A 14,716-nucleotide genomic window follows, 5' to 3' on the forward strand; every position below is an offset into this window, starting at 1 on the left:
GCCCGCCGCCCCGGCGCCCGCCCCCACAGACGGACGCACCGCCCTGTCCGGGCTGGTCGGCAACACCCCGCTGCTCCGGGTGGAACGGCCCTTCGCCGACGACGGGCGCGGCTTCTGGGCCAAGCTCGAAGGCTTCAACCCCGGTGGCATCAAGGACCGGCCCGGTCTGCATATGGTCGAGCGGGCCCGCTCGCGCGGCGAACTGCGGCCCGGCGGACGGATCATCGAGTCCACCAGCGGCACGCTCGGCCTCGGTCTGGCGCTCGCCGGGATGGTCTACGGCCACCCGGTGACCCTGGTCACCGATCCCGGTCTGGAAGCCTCCATGACCAAGCTGCTGACGGCGTACGGCGCCCAGGTCAACGTGGTCTCCGAGCCGCACCCCACCGGCGGCTGGCAGGAGGCCCGGCGGGAGCGGGTGCGCCAGCTGCTGGCGCGCCACCCCGGCTCCTGGTGCCCCGACCAGTACAACAACCCCGACAACACCACCGCCTACACCCCGCTCGCCCTCGAACTCGCCTCTCAGCTGGGGCATATCGACACCCTGGTGTGCAGTGTCGGCACCGGCGGCCACTCGGCGGGGGTCTCCCGGGTACTGCGCCAGCTCTACCCGGGGCTGCGGCTGATCGGTGTCGACACCACCGGCTCAACGATCTTCGGCCAGCCCGCCCGGCCCCGGCTGATGCGGGGCCTCGGTTCCAGCATCTATCCGCGCAACGTCGCCTATGACCACGTCGACGAGGTCCACTGGGTCTCGGCCGCCGAGGCCGTGTGGACCTGCCGCCGACTCGCCTCGTCCCACTACGCCACGGGCGGCTGGAGCGTGGGCGCGGTCGCGCTGGTCGCGGGGTGGCTGGCCCGTACCGGCCCGGCCGACGCCCGTATCGCCGCGATCTTCCCCGACGGACCCCAGCGCTATCTCGGCACGGTCTACGACGATGACTACTGCGCCGCGCACGGGCTGCTGGACGGGCCCCCGGCGAGCGAGCCGGAGGTGATCGGCCGGGTGGACGAGAAGGAGGTCACCCGGTGGACGCGGTGCGGGTCGGTGGTGGACCCGCTGACCCTGACGGCGCGGGACGGCACCACGACGGGGCCCGCCCGCACCCGCAAGGAAGCGACCGCGAGCACAGCCCCGACCCCGGCCGCACACACGACCGCGACCACCGCCACGCCCGCGACCGCGCACACCCGCACGGACGCGCGCCGGTGAAGGGCACGCTCTCCCAGGTCCGGAGCTACGAGTGGAGCGTCCAGCTCCTGATGGTGAACCAGTTCACCATCAACCTCGGCTTCTACATGCTGATGCCCTATCTCGCGGCGCACCTCTCGGGCACGCTCGGCCTCGCGGGCTGGGTCGTCGGACTCGTCCTCGGCGTACGGAACTTCAGCCAGCAGGGCATGTTCCTGGTCGGCGGCACCCTCGCCGACCGCTTCGGCTACAAGCCGCTGATCGTCGCGGGCTGTGTGCTGCGCACCCTCGGCTTCGCCACCCTCGGCCTGGTCGACTCGCTGCCCGCGCTGATCGCGGCGTCGGCGGCCACGGGCCTGGCCGGGGCGCTCTTCAACCCGGCCGTCCGCGCCTATCTCGCCGCCGACGCGGGCGAGCGGCGGGTGGAGGCGTTCGCGCTCTTCAACGTCTTCTACCAGGCGGGGATCCTGCTCGGGCCGCTGGTCGGCATGGTGCTGACAGGCGTCGACTTCCGGATCACCTGCCTGGTGGCGGCGGGTGTGTTCGCGGTGCTGAGCGTGGTGCAGATCCGCGCCCTGCCGGGCAGGCGCGGCGAGAGCGCGGGCCCGGGAACCGGCACGGGTGTGCTGTCGCAGTGGCATTCGGTCCTCGCCAACCGGCCGTTCCTGCTCTTCTCGGCGGCGATGATCGGTTCGTACGTCCTCACCTTCCAGGTCTATCTGGCGCTGCCGCTCGAAGTGCGCCGGATCGGCGGGGACACGGCGGCCGGTACGGCGTCGGTGGCGCTGCTGTTCGCCGCGTCCGGACTGACGACCATCCTGTTCCAGACCCGCGTCACGGCCTGGTGCAAGGCCCGCTGGGAACCCGGCCGTTCGCTGGTGGTGGGGCTGCTGGCGATGGGCGGCGCCTTCGTACCGCCGCTGGTGGCGACCGCGCTGCCGGTGCCCGGCGACGGGCCGGGGCTGTGGCTCGCGGCGGCCGGGCCGCCGGTGCTGTCGGCGCTGCTGCTGGCGCTGGGGACGATGATCGCGTACCCGTTCGAGATGGACACCATCGTCCGTCTCTCCGGTGACCGGCTCGTCGCCACCCACTACGGCCTCTACAACACCATCTGCGGGGTCGGTATCACCCTCGGGAACCTGCTCACGGGCGCCGCGCTGGACGCGGCCCGCGCGGCGGGCGTCTCCGCGCTGCCGTGGCTGTCGCTGTGCGCGCTGGGCCTGCTGTGCGCGGGCGCGCTGCACGCGCTGCACCGCACGGGCCGCCTCACCGCGCGCCCCGCGCCGGTCCCCGTCACGGGCTGACCCCCCTCCCCCACCGGGCCGCCCGCCGCTGTGCGGGCGGCCCGGCACCCCCTCACTCCTCCCAGGAGCCCTCCCATGCCCGCTTCCCTCCCCGGCCCGGTACTGCGGCCGTTCCGCGCGGTGCGGTACGCGCCCGCCCTGGCCGGCGACCTCTCCCAGGTGGTCTGTCCGCCGTACGACGCCATGAACCACGCCCACGCCCACGCGCTGCGCCGCCGCCCCCACCACCTCGCCCGGCTCCTCTACTCCGCCCGCCCCCGGGACGCGGCGCTCCAGCTCACCCGCTGGACCGAACGCGGCGTACTCGTACGGGACGAACGGCCCGCGCTGTACGTCTACGAACAGCGGCTGGCCCAGCGGACCCTGCAACGCGGACTCATCGGCGAACTCGACCTGACACACCCCCGGGTGCTGCCCCATGAAGGGGTGCGCGAACACGTCGTCCACCAGCGCGCGGCCCAGCTCGCGGGCATGCGCGCCCAGCTGGAACCGCTGCTGCTGGCGCACCGGCCGTCCCCAAACGCCCCGGACGGCGCCGCGCTGATGGCCACGGTGGCGCGCCGCCGCCCGCTGGTGATCGCCCGGGTGGGGCGGGTCGCCCATCTGCTGTGGGCCTGCGACGACCCGGCCGAACAGTCCGTACTCGCCGCGCACGCCGCCGGCGGCTCCGCCCTGGTCGCCGACGGCCACCACCGCCGGGCCGCCTGCCTCCACCTCGCGGCCCGCCCCGCCCAGGACCACTGGACCAGCGGGCTGGCCCTGCTGGTGGACCAGGACACCCATCCGCTGCGGCTGGCCGCGATCCACCGGGTGATCCCCTCCCTGGACCCGGAGAAGGCCGCCGCGTCGGCCGCCGACGTGGCCCGGGTCCGCCCGCTGCGCGCGCCCCGGCTCCCCGCCCCCGGCGAGATCGTCCTCACCGGCTCGGGCCGCGCCTGGTCCCTCGACACGCCCTCACCCACCGCCCTCGCCGCCGCCCTGCGCGACCACCCGCCGCAGTGGGCCACGCTCCCCACCGCCGTCGCCGATCTGCTCCTGCTGCGCGACACCTGGTCCGTCCCCGACCTCCCGGGCGCCGTCCACCACGTCCATGACGCCCCCCTGGCGACGGCCTCGGTCGCCACCCCGGGCCAGGGCACAGCGGTCCTCCTGCCACCGCTGCCGGAACCGGAGGTGCGCACCCTGGCGGCCTCGGGCGTGCTGCTGCCGCACAAGACGACGTCCTTCGGGCCGAAGCCGGTGGCGGGGCTGGTACTGCGGGTGCCGGAGTAGGTGCCCGCCGTCTCCGCCTACCGGGACCGCGCCAGCCGGAACCCGAGGTCGTCGTTGCGGACGAAGCACTGACCCCGCCCCCGGTAGGCGGCCCGGGCCCGGTGGTGCCGGTGGCGCCATGACCCGCCCCGGCAGATCCGGGTGTCGCCGGGCGCGTCCGGCGCACGGACCGCCGGGGCCGCCGGGTCACGCGGATAGGGGTCGGGCGCGCTCGCGGTCCACTCGAAGACATTGCCCGACAGGTCGTCGACGCCCGCCGGGCTGCGCCCCTCGGGGAAGACGCCCACGGGGAGCGTGCCGCGCGCGTGCAGCTCGAAGGTGTTGGCGGCGAGCGGCCCGGCCTCGTCCCCGTACGGGAAGACCCGCCCGCCCGGTGACGCCGCCACCTCCCACTCGTACTCGGTGGGCAGCCGGACCGGGCGGCCGGTCACCGCGCTCAGCCAGGCGCAGTACGCCTCCGCCTCGTAGACGCTGACGCCGACGACCGGGGCGCCGGGGTGGGCGAGGAGGCTGTCGTACCAGTAGGCGGGCATGCGCGGCGCCTCGGTGCCGTAGATGTCGGTGAGCGCCTTGTGGACGGCCTGGTCGGTCATGGTCGTCAGCTTCACCATGCTGACGGCCTGCTGGAGGGTCGCCACACCGCTGCGGAGCATGTCGACGGGGAGGGCGGGGCGGCGGCGCAGGTTGTCGCGCTTCTTGCGCCACTCGGCGGCGATCAGGTCCTGGATGCCCTCGCCGAAGCGCCAGGCGCGGGCGTGGCCGGAGCGCCACCACCGCTCGTCCTCATAGCCCCCGGCGGCGATGAAACAGCCGTACTCGGCGTTGGTGACGGGCCGCCGCGCCAGCTGGAAGGCGGCCAGCCGCACCTCGTGGACCGGCCGTTCCAGCGCGTACGGGGTGCCGTCGGCCCCGATGCGGTGGCGGCCCGCCGGGATGGACGCGAACTCCGGCAGGAGCGCGGCGCCGTGCGCGCTCTCCACCCGGGTCAGCCGGGGATCGCCCAGCACCCCGAGGATGCGCCCGTAGTGGATCCGCGCCCGCAGGTCCGTCGCCGGGTCGGTGGCGCGGGCGGTGAGCGTCCGCAGCACCTCGGTCCGTACGGCGGCGTCGACGCGGACATCGGGGGCGGCCAGACAGCGGCCCGCCAGGGACGGGTTGACCGCGAGGATCTCGCGGACATAGGTGTCGGGGTCCTCGGCGAGCGCGGCGGCCATCACCGCCGTCTCCTCCCATCCGGTGGTCGACAGGGGCGGCAGCGGCTCGCCGGGCGCGAGCTGCTCCAGGACGTCGGTCAGGGGCGGCGAGACGGTGGCGACCGTGTCCGGGACGGCCAGCCGGGAGAAGTCGGGCGTCAGCGCGAGCTGGCGCGCGGCGAAGAACTCCTGGAGCAGCTGGTGGAAGAAGCGGATGGCCTCCTCGTCCTCGTCGAGGATGCCGGTGTCACAGCCCACCCTCAGGGACGCCTCCGCGATCCGGGCCAGCCCGTTGAGGAGGTCGACGGCCGTGTCGTAGTCGACCACGACGCTCCCCTTGTCCTCGCCGCGCTTGCTCTCCTGCATCTGGTAGGCGAGCCGGGTCAGGGCGGGCACGAGGTGCCCCCGGTCGGGGAGCCACAGCGGGTCGCGGACGCCGTCGCGCAGGCGGCGCTGCTCCCGGTCGGTGAGGAGTTCGGGGTCGACGGTCCTGGGGTTGCCGGAGAGGATCTCCCGGCGGAGCAGTTCGCGCACCATCCCGGCGAACGCGTCGACCCGCCCGACGGGGACCGTGCCCACCGCCCGGACCTGGTTGACCAGCAGCCGGAGCATGTACGGGGTGCGGTAGAACGACGGCGCCCGCGCGTCGCGGTCCAGGGCGTCGCGGACCAGGCCGGCCTGTTCGGGCAGATGGAGGGTGATGTACTCCATGACCTGGTCGCGGGTCATGGGTTCGAGACGGATATGCGGGACGCCGACGTCCTTGCTGCTGAGCATGGCCCCGTAGTCGAGGGTGCGACAGGCGAACACGGCCCGGTTGCCGGGCACGTCCCGCACGGACTCGTACAGGAACACCTTCCACGCGTCGATACGGCGGCGCAGGTCGGCGGGGTCGTGGTGGGCGAGTTCGTTGAGGCCGTCCAGGAGCAGCAGCAGCCGCCCCGACTCCAGGAAGTGCGCCAGCTCCGGCAGCTGGGGATGGCGGGCCTTCCAGCGCTCCTCCAGCCAGCGGCGGGGCGCGGGGGGCGCGCCGGTGTTGAGCCCGTACTCGGCGAGCGAGACGCTGAAGGGGATGACCGCGTCCGAGGGGCTGGGGACCCCCTCCGCCGCGATGTCGAGTTCGAGGCGGCGCAGCAGCGTCGACTTCCCGGAACCGGGCGCTCCCAGCAGGACGTACGCGAAGGAGTCGCTGCCCGCGAGCACGGCCTGGAGGTCGTCGGAGCGGCGGCTGCTGGGCGCGGTGACCCAGCGGTCGGCGACATCGGTTCCCTCGTCGTAGACCAGGGTGAGGCGGACGAACCGCCGGTCGAGCTGGTAGCGCGGGCCGCACCAGCGGGCGTAGCAGGACAGCAGATACTCACGGACCGTGTGCGAGGGGTGGTCCCGGATGGCGTGGAGCTGTTCGTCGGTGAGGGCGACCGAGCGGGCGCGGTCGCGGATCGCCTCCTCCAGCGCGGCGAACGCGCCCGGCAGGGTGCGGGCCGGGGCGAAGGGGGTGGTGACCACGGCGTCGTCCGGCGAGTGCCCGTCGGGCCAGGCGAAGGAGGTGCGCAGCGCGGCGACGAGCGCGTCCGTACGCGCCGTCCACTCGTTCTCCCCGGCCCGGGCGGTCCACTCCAGCCGCTGGAACGGCACCAGCTGGTAGTGCAGTTCGCAGCCGTCGATACGGACGACGTGGATGGGCTTGCGGTGGCTGTAGAAGAAGAACCACTCGTTGAAGACCTCGCGGGACTCCGTCGCCTTCGCGGTGAGGAGCACGACGAGGCGGTCGGCCGAGCGCAGCGCCTGATCGATGGAGGTGGCCCAGAGATCGGTGTGCCGGATGCGCTCGGTGTCCACCCAGGCGTCGAACCCGGCGGCCTGAAGCGCGTCGTGCAGCCGCCGCGCGACGGCGGCGGACTCCCGCTGATAGGAGATGAAGATCTTCTTCCGGGTCACGGTTCCCGCCCCTCCCCGCTTCACGCGTGCCTCAGCCGCGCCCCAGGGTGAACCCGGCGTCGGCGGTCAGCAGCGTGCCCGTCATATAGGGGGCCTCGGCGAGGAAGACATAGGCCCCGGCGATGTCATCGGGGGCGATGAACTGCCGCAGCGGAATGACATCGAGCCATGATTCCCTCAGCGCGTCGTCGACCCGGTCCATATACGAGGTCGCCGTGAATCCGGGGGCCACCGCGTTCACCCGTACCCGCGGGGCGAGTTCCTTCGCCAGCGTACGGGTGAAGTTGTTCACGGCGGCTTTGGCGGCGGAATAGGCCATCACGCCCTCCCGTCCGGTCGCGTCGAATCCCCGGATGGAGGAGGTGTTGATGATGGCGCCGCCCCGCTCCTTCATGGTCCTGCCCGCCCGGACCGAGCAGAGGACGGTGGAGAGGAGATTGATGTTCAGCATGCGCAGCCAGTGGTCCTTGGTGGATTCCAGGATGGGCATGCCCTCGGTGAGCCCCGCGTTGTTGACCAGGACGTCGACCGGTCCGAACGCCTCCTCGGCGGTGTCGAAGAGCCGCTCGACATCGTCGGTGTCGGCGGCGTCCGCCTGGACGTACAGCGCGCTGCCGCCGTTCTCCTTGATCGTCCGGACCAGCGCCTCCCCTCCCTCGACATCGCTGTGGGAGTTGACGACGACCCGCGCCCCGCGCTCCGCGAAGGCGAGCGCTACGGAACTCCCGATTCCACGCGAGGAGCCGGTAACAACAGCAACCTGACCGGAAAGCAGCATTATCTGTCCTTCGGTGATCGCACATCTTCTGAGCGCGAATCGGTGATTGCGCACGGTGAGTTCACCGTATCGGAAGGGGTCATATCCGGGGTCGCCCTGTGGACAACGGCCCCGGACTCCCTGCTGACCAGAAACCCGGCGACGAGGACGAGTCCGACACCGACCCAGGTCAGCGGCACGGGATGCTCCCCCAGGAAGACCCAGCCGCAGAACAGCGCCGACACCGGTTCGAGGTACAGCAGGATCCCGGACGTCATCACCGGCAGGCGCTTGAGGAAGGCGAGATAGGCCAGGAGCGCCAGCGCGCTGTAGACCAGTCCCAGACTGACGACGATCAGCAGATCACCCGGGCCGGGGACCGTCGCCTGGGTCGACTGGAACACGAGCCCCGGCAGCAGGACCACCGCCACGATGACGAGCTGCCCTGTCGCCACCTGGACCGCCGGAACCGTGCGCAGCGCCCGTTTGCTGGCCAGCGTCGCCCCGGCGTAGGCCAGGGCGGACACGGCGATCAGCGCCAGCCCGTCCGGGCCACCGGTCCGGCCCGGCCGGAGGACGAAGGCGCTGCCGAGCAGGGCGAGCGCCAGCGCCATCAGCTGCGGACGGGTGACGCGCTCGTGGACGCCGCCCCGCGCCAGCCCCGCGATGGCGAGGGGCGCGAGGTAGATCCCGATCAGGACGGTACCGATCGGCGCCCGCCGCAAGGCCATCACGAACGTCAGCCAGTGCGCCGCCAGCAGCACCCCGGACCACAGCAGCGCCCACGCCTGCCGCGTCCCACGACCACGGACACCCGCCCGGTCCCGCCCTCGCGCCGTGACCGCCACCCAGCACCACAGCGCCACCCCGCCCACCGCCGCCCGCCCGAACGCGATCTCGACGGCGGACAGCGTGCTGCCGCGCACCAGCACCCCGCTGGTGCCCCACACCACCGCCACCGCCGCCGTCCCCAGCGCCGGGCCGTAACGGCGCGCCGCCCCGGTGGACCGCACGCTCACTGCCCGGGGATCACACCAGCGACGTCCCGCTGACCCGCCAGCACGTCCTCCGGCGCCCGGCCCTCGTGCACCACCGAACAGAGCATGCGGACGAAGCCGGTGATGTCGGTGCGGTTGTACGTCTGCCGCCCGAAGCAGACCCCGGCGGCCCCGGCCGTGACGGCGCCATGCGCGTTGCCCAGGGCTTCACGCACCGGCGTACGGGGACCACCGGCGACGATCAGCGGGACCCCCATGGACGCCGTGATGACCGAGGCGAACGACTCGGGATCCCCGGTGTACTGCGTCTTCACCACGTCCGCGCCCAGCTCCGCCGCGATACGGACGCAGTGGCGCACGAGATCCACATAATGAGCGCGGTCGTCCGCCTTGAGGTCGAGGTAGTTGTCGTCCACCCCGTCGCGGGCACGCCGTGGATACATGATCGCCAGCAGCGGCATCCCCCAGCGCTCACACCCCTCCGCGACCGCGCCGAGCGCCGCGAGCATCTCCGGCTCATGCCGGTCCGACACATTCACATGCACCGCGACCCCGTCGCACCCCTCGCGTACGGCACGCTCCACGGAACCCACCACGACCTTGCGGGTATGGGCCCCCAGGACCGTGCTCGCGGTCAGGTTGGCGACGAAGGGGACGCGTACGCCCCGCTCGGTGTACCGCGCGAGCAGGCGCGGAAACCCCAGGACGGCGTCGGCCCCACCGAGCGCGACTTCCCGCACCCGGGTCACGGGATCGGCGAGACCGGCGTACGGCCCGTTGATGAGGTCGTCGTCGAAGGGCACCATGACGGTGCGGACGCCTGGGATGATACGGCCGAGCCTGACGGTCTTTCCGTTGGACGACATGCGGTTCCTCTCTCGGATCCATGCTGGTCAGCACGTGTCCGGGCGGATCGTGAGGGCCGAGTGCGCAGGGGCGACGACAGACCGACCGGGAGGACGATCGCCATGGATCCGGTACGCGGACCACGACGCGTGGACTGGGTGCGGCAGCTCCAGGACGGCACGCTCCCCGACGGCTTCGACCCGCTCCGGGAACTGCACGCGCTGGCGGCGGACCTGGACCCGGCCGACAGCCTGGCCGTCTTCGCCAACGTCGACGTACCGGAGATCGACTTCACCGACGCGGCCGACGCGGCCGACGCGCCGGACTCCGCCGATGCCACGGACGCCGCCGATGCCGCGGACGCCGCCGATGCCGCCGATGCCGCCGACCCCGCGGAGGAGCCGCCGCCGCCCGCCCCTCCCGCTATCTGACGACGGCCGCCCGCACATAGACCCGCCGCCCGAACCGGGGCTCGTCCAGCAGCGTCAGCGACTCCACCCGGAAGCGGTACAGCGCCAACGGCCCCTCACCGTCATGGAGCCGCCGCAACGACTCCTCATCCGGCGCGAAGGCCGGGAACCGCCCCTGGTAGCAGTCCAGCCCGGCCCTCGCCCCCGTCTCCGTCTCCCGCGCCTCATGGACGACCCCGGCGAGCTGGACCCCGTGCAGATGCTCCCCGTACTCGGGCGGCTTGCGCGCCACCGTGGCCGCCGCGCGCGGATCGTCCACCGCGTTACGGCTGTGCCGGGTGGAGCGCTCGCTGATGAAGAACAGGTCCAGTTCCCCGTCGTAGGCGAAGAACGCCGTGTTGATATGGGCACCGTCCGGGCCCGTCGTCGCCACGGAGAAGAGGGTGATGTCCGCGAGCAGCTCCTCCAGGCTCGCCCGCAGTACCTCGTCCGCGTGCTGCTCGTGCGGGGAGTCGAGCTGATAGGGCATGGGTGTTCCTCCCGTCTGGGGAAATGCGTGAGTACCTGACGCCAGGCGACCGACCCGTATGCGCCGCACCGTCGCGGGCACGCCGACGGCGACCACCCCGGCACCGCCGCCCCGCCCATCGCGAACCGCGTTCACCAGCAGCACACCGGCGTCCTCCCGCCCGGCCGGGCAATGTGATGATCAATGCCATAGCCACCCAACGGGGGCCATGCGCCCAAACCCGGCCGGTACTGAGGTATACCAGCTGGCCCCGGTGACCACGCGCGGTTCGGGAGAGGTCGCGCCACGGGGTGGTGTCGTCGCTGTGGTGGCTTGGTCTCAGGCCCGGAGGGTGGGTCAATGACTGCGATCCCGCCTCGACCCCGGCGTGTCTGCCCTCCTTCGACGACATACCCCAGCCCGCGCCCCCCTCGGAGGAATCCGTTCAGTGAACTGGCGCCCCCTCGCAGAGGCCCTCGCCGCCACCGTGACCCATGAGGGCTCGCGGTGGCGCGGGCCCGTGGCCCGCACCCCTCGCCATGTCTTCGTCCCTCGCTGGTGGCAGGCGAACGGCGACGGCTGGGATCGGCGAACCACCACCGACGAGACGGTCATCCCATCGGTCTACGCCGACACCACCCTCGTTACCCGTGTCGGTATCCAACACGCCGACCACGCCGCCCCCGACGACAGGCCACACGGACGCCCCACCTCGTCCTCCACGCTTCCGGGGCTCGTCGTCACCATGCACCGACATGCTCATCTCGCCACTGATCACCGTCTGCTCTACATCGGCACCGGCACCGGATACGGCACCGCCCTCGCCACCCACTACCTCGACCACCCGGCCCAGCTCACCAGCGTCGACGTCGATCCCTACCTCACCGAAGCCGCACGTGCCCGGCTCGACCGCATCGGGCTCAGCCCTCGCGTGGAGACCGTCGACGCCACCGGGCCGCTGCCGGTGGAGGCGGGGTCCGTGGACCGGATCGTCGCCATGGTCTCCGTCCGCACGATCCCCCCGAGCTGGCTCCGGGCCCTGCGCACCGGCGGACGGCTGGTCACCACCATCGCGGGCACTTCCCTCCTGGTCACCGCCGAGAAGACACCCGACGGCGGTGCCATCGGGCGCACCGAGTGGGACCGGGCCGGGTTCATGGCGATCCGGCACGGCGACGACTACCCGACCGGACCCGAGGAGGGCCTTCTGGCCGTCGCCCGCACGCACGACGGCGAGTCCGTCGCTGTCGGCCCCTATCCCGTCGTGGACATCGGCAACGCGTGGGACCTCGACTCCATGCTGAGCCTCACCGTGCCGGGCCTCACCCACCGCTACCACCGGGACGGTGACCGCCACACGGTGGTCATGGCCCACGCCGACGGGTCGTGGGCCCGCGCCACCGCCACCGCCGGTGACCGGCCCACCGTCCACCAGTCCGGCCCTCGCCGCCTCTGGGATCTCTTCGACCAGATCCGCGCCCACTGGCTCGGCAAGGGCGAGCTTCCCGTACGGGGCGCCCGGCTCTTCGCCGACGGCGACGGACGGACCGTGATCGCCCGGGGCGGGTGGCACGCGCGCCTGTGAGTCGCCCTGCGGGTCCGACTGATCAGCGCCCCGGGCCGGGTCAGGCTCGTCGTGCGGGCGGGGTCATGGTGCGGGCCCGCTCGTAGCGGGCCTTGGCGTGCTGGTTCCTCTGGTGGGGGCGGATGAGGCTGAACATCGTCTTGATGCGGCAGTCGACGCGGCCGCTCTGGACGAGGGGGTACGGTCACGGACGCGGCGGGAACCAGGCTGTTGGCGGCCGGTGCGGCGGGATCGTCCTCGTAGTCACGCCGGGCCATCGGCGCACCCCTCTTCGTGAACGTCTTCTGGCCCGGCAAATCCCGGCCCTCCGAGTCGAGTCGAACCGCTCAGGCGCTGAGCACGCTAGCGCACCCCGCCGCCGTCAACTCACCTCTCAGCCACCCCTCGTCAGCTCGTTCGGCCCTCCACTGTGGTGGCCCTCTCCCGGGCCTGGAGCCTGGAACGGGACGTAGGGGCGTCAGCCCTTTCCCCCTCGTAGGTATGTCTGTGACCGCCATGGCCGGGTGGGCGTACGCTCGTTGGACTGCTACCACATGTCTGGGGAGCGACGATGACTGACGTATCCCAGGGTCTTCCGGAGCTGCCGGAAGAGCTGACGACGGGTGAACGCGTCCGGGTGCTGCGAGAGCGCCGTGGGCTGAGCCGGCCGGTGCTGGCCGGTCTCGTGGGCAGATCCCCGGACTGGCTGAAGAAGATCGAGACCGGGCGGCGGGAGCTGCGATCGGTGACACTCCTCGTCCGGCTGGCCAACGCGCTGCGCGTGGACGATCTGTCCGTACTGACCGGTGGCGACCTGACACTGCCCGTGGACGCGGTCGGAAAGCTGTCCCACCCCTGTGTTCCCACCCTCCGCACGGCCCTCCATGGTGTGTCCTTCACCGGGCCCTCCACCGTCGAGCCGTGCTCGGCCGAGGTGCTGAAGGCCAGGGTCGAGGAGGCATGGCGGCTGTGGCATCGCAGCACCCATCAGCGGACCGAGGTGGGAGCGCTGCTGCCGGACCTCGTCCGCGACGCACACGCCTGCGTCCGCGCCCATGACGGCGTCGAGCGCCGGGCCGCCCACGCCGCGACGGCGGACCTCTACCGCCTGGTACAGCGGCTCCTCGCCCACATCTGCGAGCCCGAGCTGTACTGGCTCGCCCTTGACCGTGGGCGCGCCCACAGCGAAGAGGCGGACCATCCCGTGAGCCTCGCGCTCGCCGCGTGGTCGACGGCGATCGGCCAGCGCGCGACAGGCTTCGCCGAAGAGGCCGTCCGGACGGACGAAGCCGGGATGTCCCTGATCCGGGACCAGCTGGAGCGCGGAAACGCCGAGATCCTCGGTGTCTACGGCGCGCTGAACCTCCAGGCCGCCATCTCCTGCGGGCTGGACGGACGCTCCGGTGACGCCGAGCGCTACCTCATCGCGGCCGACCGCACCGCCTCCCGGCTGCCCGCCGGATACACCCACACACCCTCCGCCTTCGACGCCTCCAACGTGGCCATCCACGGGGTGAGCGTGGGCGTGGGCCTCCTCACCCCGGGCGAGGCCCTGCGCCGTGCCGAGTCCATCGACCCCTCCTCTGTCGGTTCCCTGGAGCGCCGCTCCCGACTGCTTCTGGACATCGCGGCCGGGCATGTCCAGAAGCGGGAACCGGCGGCTGCCCTGCACTACCTGGGCCATGCCTACCGGACCACGCCCGAAGGCGTTCGCTATGTGCCCTTCGCACGCGGTGTCGCGGCGGAGCTGGCCCGGTCGGCGACAGGCCCGCTCAAGGCGGAAGCGGTGACCTTGGCCGAATCCATCGGCATGGCCGCGTAGCCCGATCGGGCGGGGGGACATCGGGTCCCCCCTTCGCCCCCGCCCCCGGCCTAGCGTTCCTCGCTCCCCATAACGGGACGGAGAAACGCTATGGCGACCACCAACCCTCCCCACCCACCGGCACCTCCACCATCCGCCCTACGGGCCGACACGCCTGCGGGTCGGCCCGTGCCGGACCGCCCCGCTGGGGGCGACACTCACCCGCCCCCAGCGGTCCCCTCCTCCGAGCCTGACTCTCCACTGCTGCGGTCGTTGCGGGCGCGGGTGCGGGAGATCAACGCGGAGCACGCGCACTGGCGGTTGCCGTGATGCGGTTATGGCTCTGGTTCACCCTGGCCTTGGGTGCCGCTGAGCAGCGGTTGGGGCTCGGGTTCGAGCTGTTACGGCTGCGGTGGGACGCGGACTGTGTGGACGAGTGGAGCCGGGGGCTTGAGGCCCAGGCCCGTCAGGCGCGGCTTGATGTCGAGCTGGAACGGCTGCTGCGACCCGCGCCGGAGGATGGTGGTCCGGCGTGAGCGGGCCACCTGTCGCGTATCTGTGTCACGTCATCGCCGAGGGCCCGGTCCACGGGTCAGACGAGATCGTTCCGTTCGTTCTCGGCACCCTGCGCACCCGCTCGCAGGACATCGCCCTGACCTGGCTGCGCAAGCAGGCCCTGCGGCTCGCGGACGGGCTGGACCCCGACCCGGACCGCGCCCCCTGGGCCAGCCGTTGCGAACAGATCCCCGTGCCCGACGCTCCGACCGAGATACGGGTGTGGGCCACCGACCCCGCCGAGGACCACGCCGCCCGTACCCGGCTCGACCACGGCATCGCCGTCTCCGTCGTCATCCCGGACGGGCCCGACCGCTACACCCTCGCGATCAGCCCCCGCCCCGCCCGGGTCCTCTACATCCGCCCCTTCTTCCACCT

Annotated in this window: 13 protein-coding genes; 8 read left to right on the top strand and 5 right to left on the bottom strand. The window is 72.6% G+C overall.

Going from position 1 to position 14,716, the window contains the following annotated elements:
- The first annotated feature begins 43 nt into the window (after positions 1 to 43).
- From ACFVIM_RS24375 to ACFVIM_RS24385, 3 genes are all read left to right on the top strand, one after another.
- Positions 44 to 1,213 carry a PLP-dependent cysteine synthase family protein gene (locus ACFVIM_RS24375; RefSeq protein ID WP_384305040.1) on the top strand — a complete coding sequence of 390 codons (1,170 nt, stop codon included), beginning with the start codon at positions 44 to 46 and terminating at the stop codon, positions 1,211 to 1,213.
- The gene (locus ACFVIM_RS24380) at positions 1,210 to 2,496 is read left to right on the top strand and encodes an MDR family MFS transporter (protein ID WP_384305008.1); all 1,287 of its coding nucleotides are present in this window, start codon (positions 1,210 to 1,212) and stop codon (positions 2,494 to 2,496) included. Before ACFVIM_RS24375 ends, ACFVIM_RS24380 begins: the two co-directional genes overlap by 4 nt.
- Positions 2,497 to 2,571: 75 nt before the next feature.
- Positions 2,572 to 3,768: a DUF1015 domain-containing protein gene (locus ACFVIM_RS24385; protein ID WP_384305010.1), complete on the top strand. Its 1,197-nt coding sequence runs from the start codon at positions 2,572 to 2,574 to the stop codon at positions 3,766 to 3,768.
- 17 nt (positions 3,769 to 3,785) lie between these two features.
- On the opposite strand, the gene ACFVIM_RS24390 is transcribed toward ACFVIM_RS24385, so the two are convergent.
- Genes ACFVIM_RS24390 through ACFVIM_RS24405 form a run of 4 tightly spaced genes read right to left on the bottom strand, consistent with a single transcriptional unit; the run spans position 3,786 to position 9,520 of the window.
- Positions 3,786 to 6,899 carry an SUMF1/EgtB/PvdO family nonheme iron enzyme gene (locus ACFVIM_RS24390; protein WP_384305012.1) on the bottom strand — a complete coding sequence of 1,038 codons (3,114 nt, stop codon included), beginning with the start codon at positions 6,897 to 6,899 and terminating at the stop codon, positions 3,786 to 3,788.
- 31 nt (positions 6,900 to 6,930) lie between these two features.
- Positions 6,931 to 7,677: an SDR family NAD(P)-dependent oxidoreductase gene (locus tag ACFVIM_RS24395; RefSeq protein ID WP_384305015.1), complete on the bottom strand. Its 747-nt coding sequence runs from the start codon at positions 7,675 to 7,677 to the stop codon at positions 6,931 to 6,933.
- The gene (locus tag ACFVIM_RS24400; protein WP_384305019.1) at positions 7,677 to 8,675 is read right to left on the bottom strand and encodes a DMT family transporter; all 999 of its coding nucleotides are present in this window, start codon (positions 8,673 to 8,675) and stop codon (positions 7,677 to 7,679) included. The genes ACFVIM_RS24395 and ACFVIM_RS24400 overlap by 1 nt, the downstream gene beginning before the upstream one ends.
- Positions 8,672 to 9,520, bottom strand: coding sequence for a fructose-bisphosphate aldolase (locus ACFVIM_RS24405; protein ID WP_384305022.1), 849 nt, complete (start codon positions 9,518 to 9,520; stop codon positions 8,672 to 8,674). The genes ACFVIM_RS24400 and ACFVIM_RS24405 overlap by 4 nt, the downstream gene beginning before the upstream one ends.
- A 102-nt stretch (positions 9,521 to 9,622) precedes the next feature.
- Here ACFVIM_RS24405 and ACFVIM_RS24410 point away from each other — a divergent pair, with 102 nt between their 5' ends.
- Complete coding sequence (locus ACFVIM_RS24410; protein ID WP_384305024.1) at positions 9,623 to 9,931, top strand: hypothetical protein; 309 nt, start codon at positions 9,623 to 9,625, stop codon at positions 9,929 to 9,931.
- On the opposite strand, the gene ACFVIM_RS24415 is transcribed toward ACFVIM_RS24410, so the two are convergent.
- Positions 9,924 to 10,439, bottom strand: coding sequence for a pyridoxamine 5'-phosphate oxidase family protein (locus ACFVIM_RS24415; protein ID WP_384305027.1), 516 nt, complete (start codon positions 10,437 to 10,439; stop codon positions 9,924 to 9,926). The genes ACFVIM_RS24410 and ACFVIM_RS24415 overlap by 8 nt on opposite strands.
- A gap of 427 nt (positions 10,440 to 10,866) precedes the next feature.
- On the opposite strand from ACFVIM_RS24415, the gene ACFVIM_RS24420 reads away from it, so the two are divergent.
- The 4 genes from ACFVIM_RS24420 to ACFVIM_RS24435 all read left to right on the top strand — a co-directional run.
- On the top strand, positions 10,867 to 12,003 hold the full coding sequence (locus ACFVIM_RS24420; protein ID WP_384305030.1) for a methyltransferase domain-containing protein: 1,137 nt from the start codon (positions 10,867 to 10,869) through the stop codon (positions 12,001 to 12,003).
- A gap of 550 nt (positions 12,004 to 12,553) precedes the next feature.
- Positions 12,554 to 13,804 (top strand): helix-turn-helix domain-containing protein, encoded by a 1,251-nt coding sequence (locus ACFVIM_RS24425; protein WP_384305033.1) that lies wholly within the window; start codon positions 12,554 to 12,556, stop codon positions 13,802 to 13,804.
- A gap of 308 nt (positions 13,805 to 14,112) precedes the next feature.
- On the top strand, positions 14,113 to 14,319 hold the full coding sequence (locus ACFVIM_RS24430; RefSeq protein ID WP_384305035.1) for a hypothetical protein: 207 nt from the start codon (positions 14,113 to 14,115) through the stop codon (positions 14,317 to 14,319).
- Positions 14,316 to 14,716, top strand: a 401-nt coding sequence (locus tag ACFVIM_RS24435) for a hypothetical protein (protein ID WP_384305037.1), incomplete at its 3' end; no start/stop codon positions are given. The genes ACFVIM_RS24430 and ACFVIM_RS24435, both read left to right, overlap by 4 nt.

The sequence above is a fragment of the Streptomyces sp. NPDC057638 genome (assembly GCF_042800315.1).
In the GTDB taxonomy this organism is placed as follows: domain Bacteria; phylum Actinomycetota; class Actinomycetes; order Streptomycetales; family Streptomycetaceae; genus Streptomyces.

Coding starts and splice junctions, on each gene's coding strand:
- ACFVIM_RS24430 (WP_384305035.1), top strand. CDS start 14,113: ATGCGGTTATGGCTCTGGTTCACCCTGGCCTTGGGTGCCGCTGAGCAG.
- ACFVIM_RS24385 (WP_384305010.1), top strand. CDS start 2,572: ATGCCCGCTTCCCTCCCCGGCCCGGTACTGCGGCCGTTCCGCGCGGTG.
- ACFVIM_RS24410 (WP_384305024.1), top strand. CDS start 9,623: ATGGATCCGGTACGCGGACCACGACGCGTGGACTGGGTGCGGCAGCTC.
- ACFVIM_RS24405 (WP_384305022.1), bottom strand. CDS start 9,520: ATGTCGTCCAACGGAAAGACCGTCAGGCTCGGCCGTATCATCCCAGGC.
- ACFVIM_RS24425 (WP_384305033.1), top strand. CDS start 12,554: ATGACTGACGTATCCCAGGGTCTTCCGGAGCTGCCGGAAGAGCTGACG.
- ACFVIM_RS24415 (WP_384305027.1), bottom strand. CDS start 10,439: ATGCCCTATCAGCTCGACTCCCCGCACGAGCAGCACGCGGACGAGGTA.
- ACFVIM_RS24395 (WP_384305015.1), bottom strand. CDS start 7,677: ATGCTGCTTTCCGGTCAGGTTGCTGTTGTTACCGGCTCCTCGCGTGGA.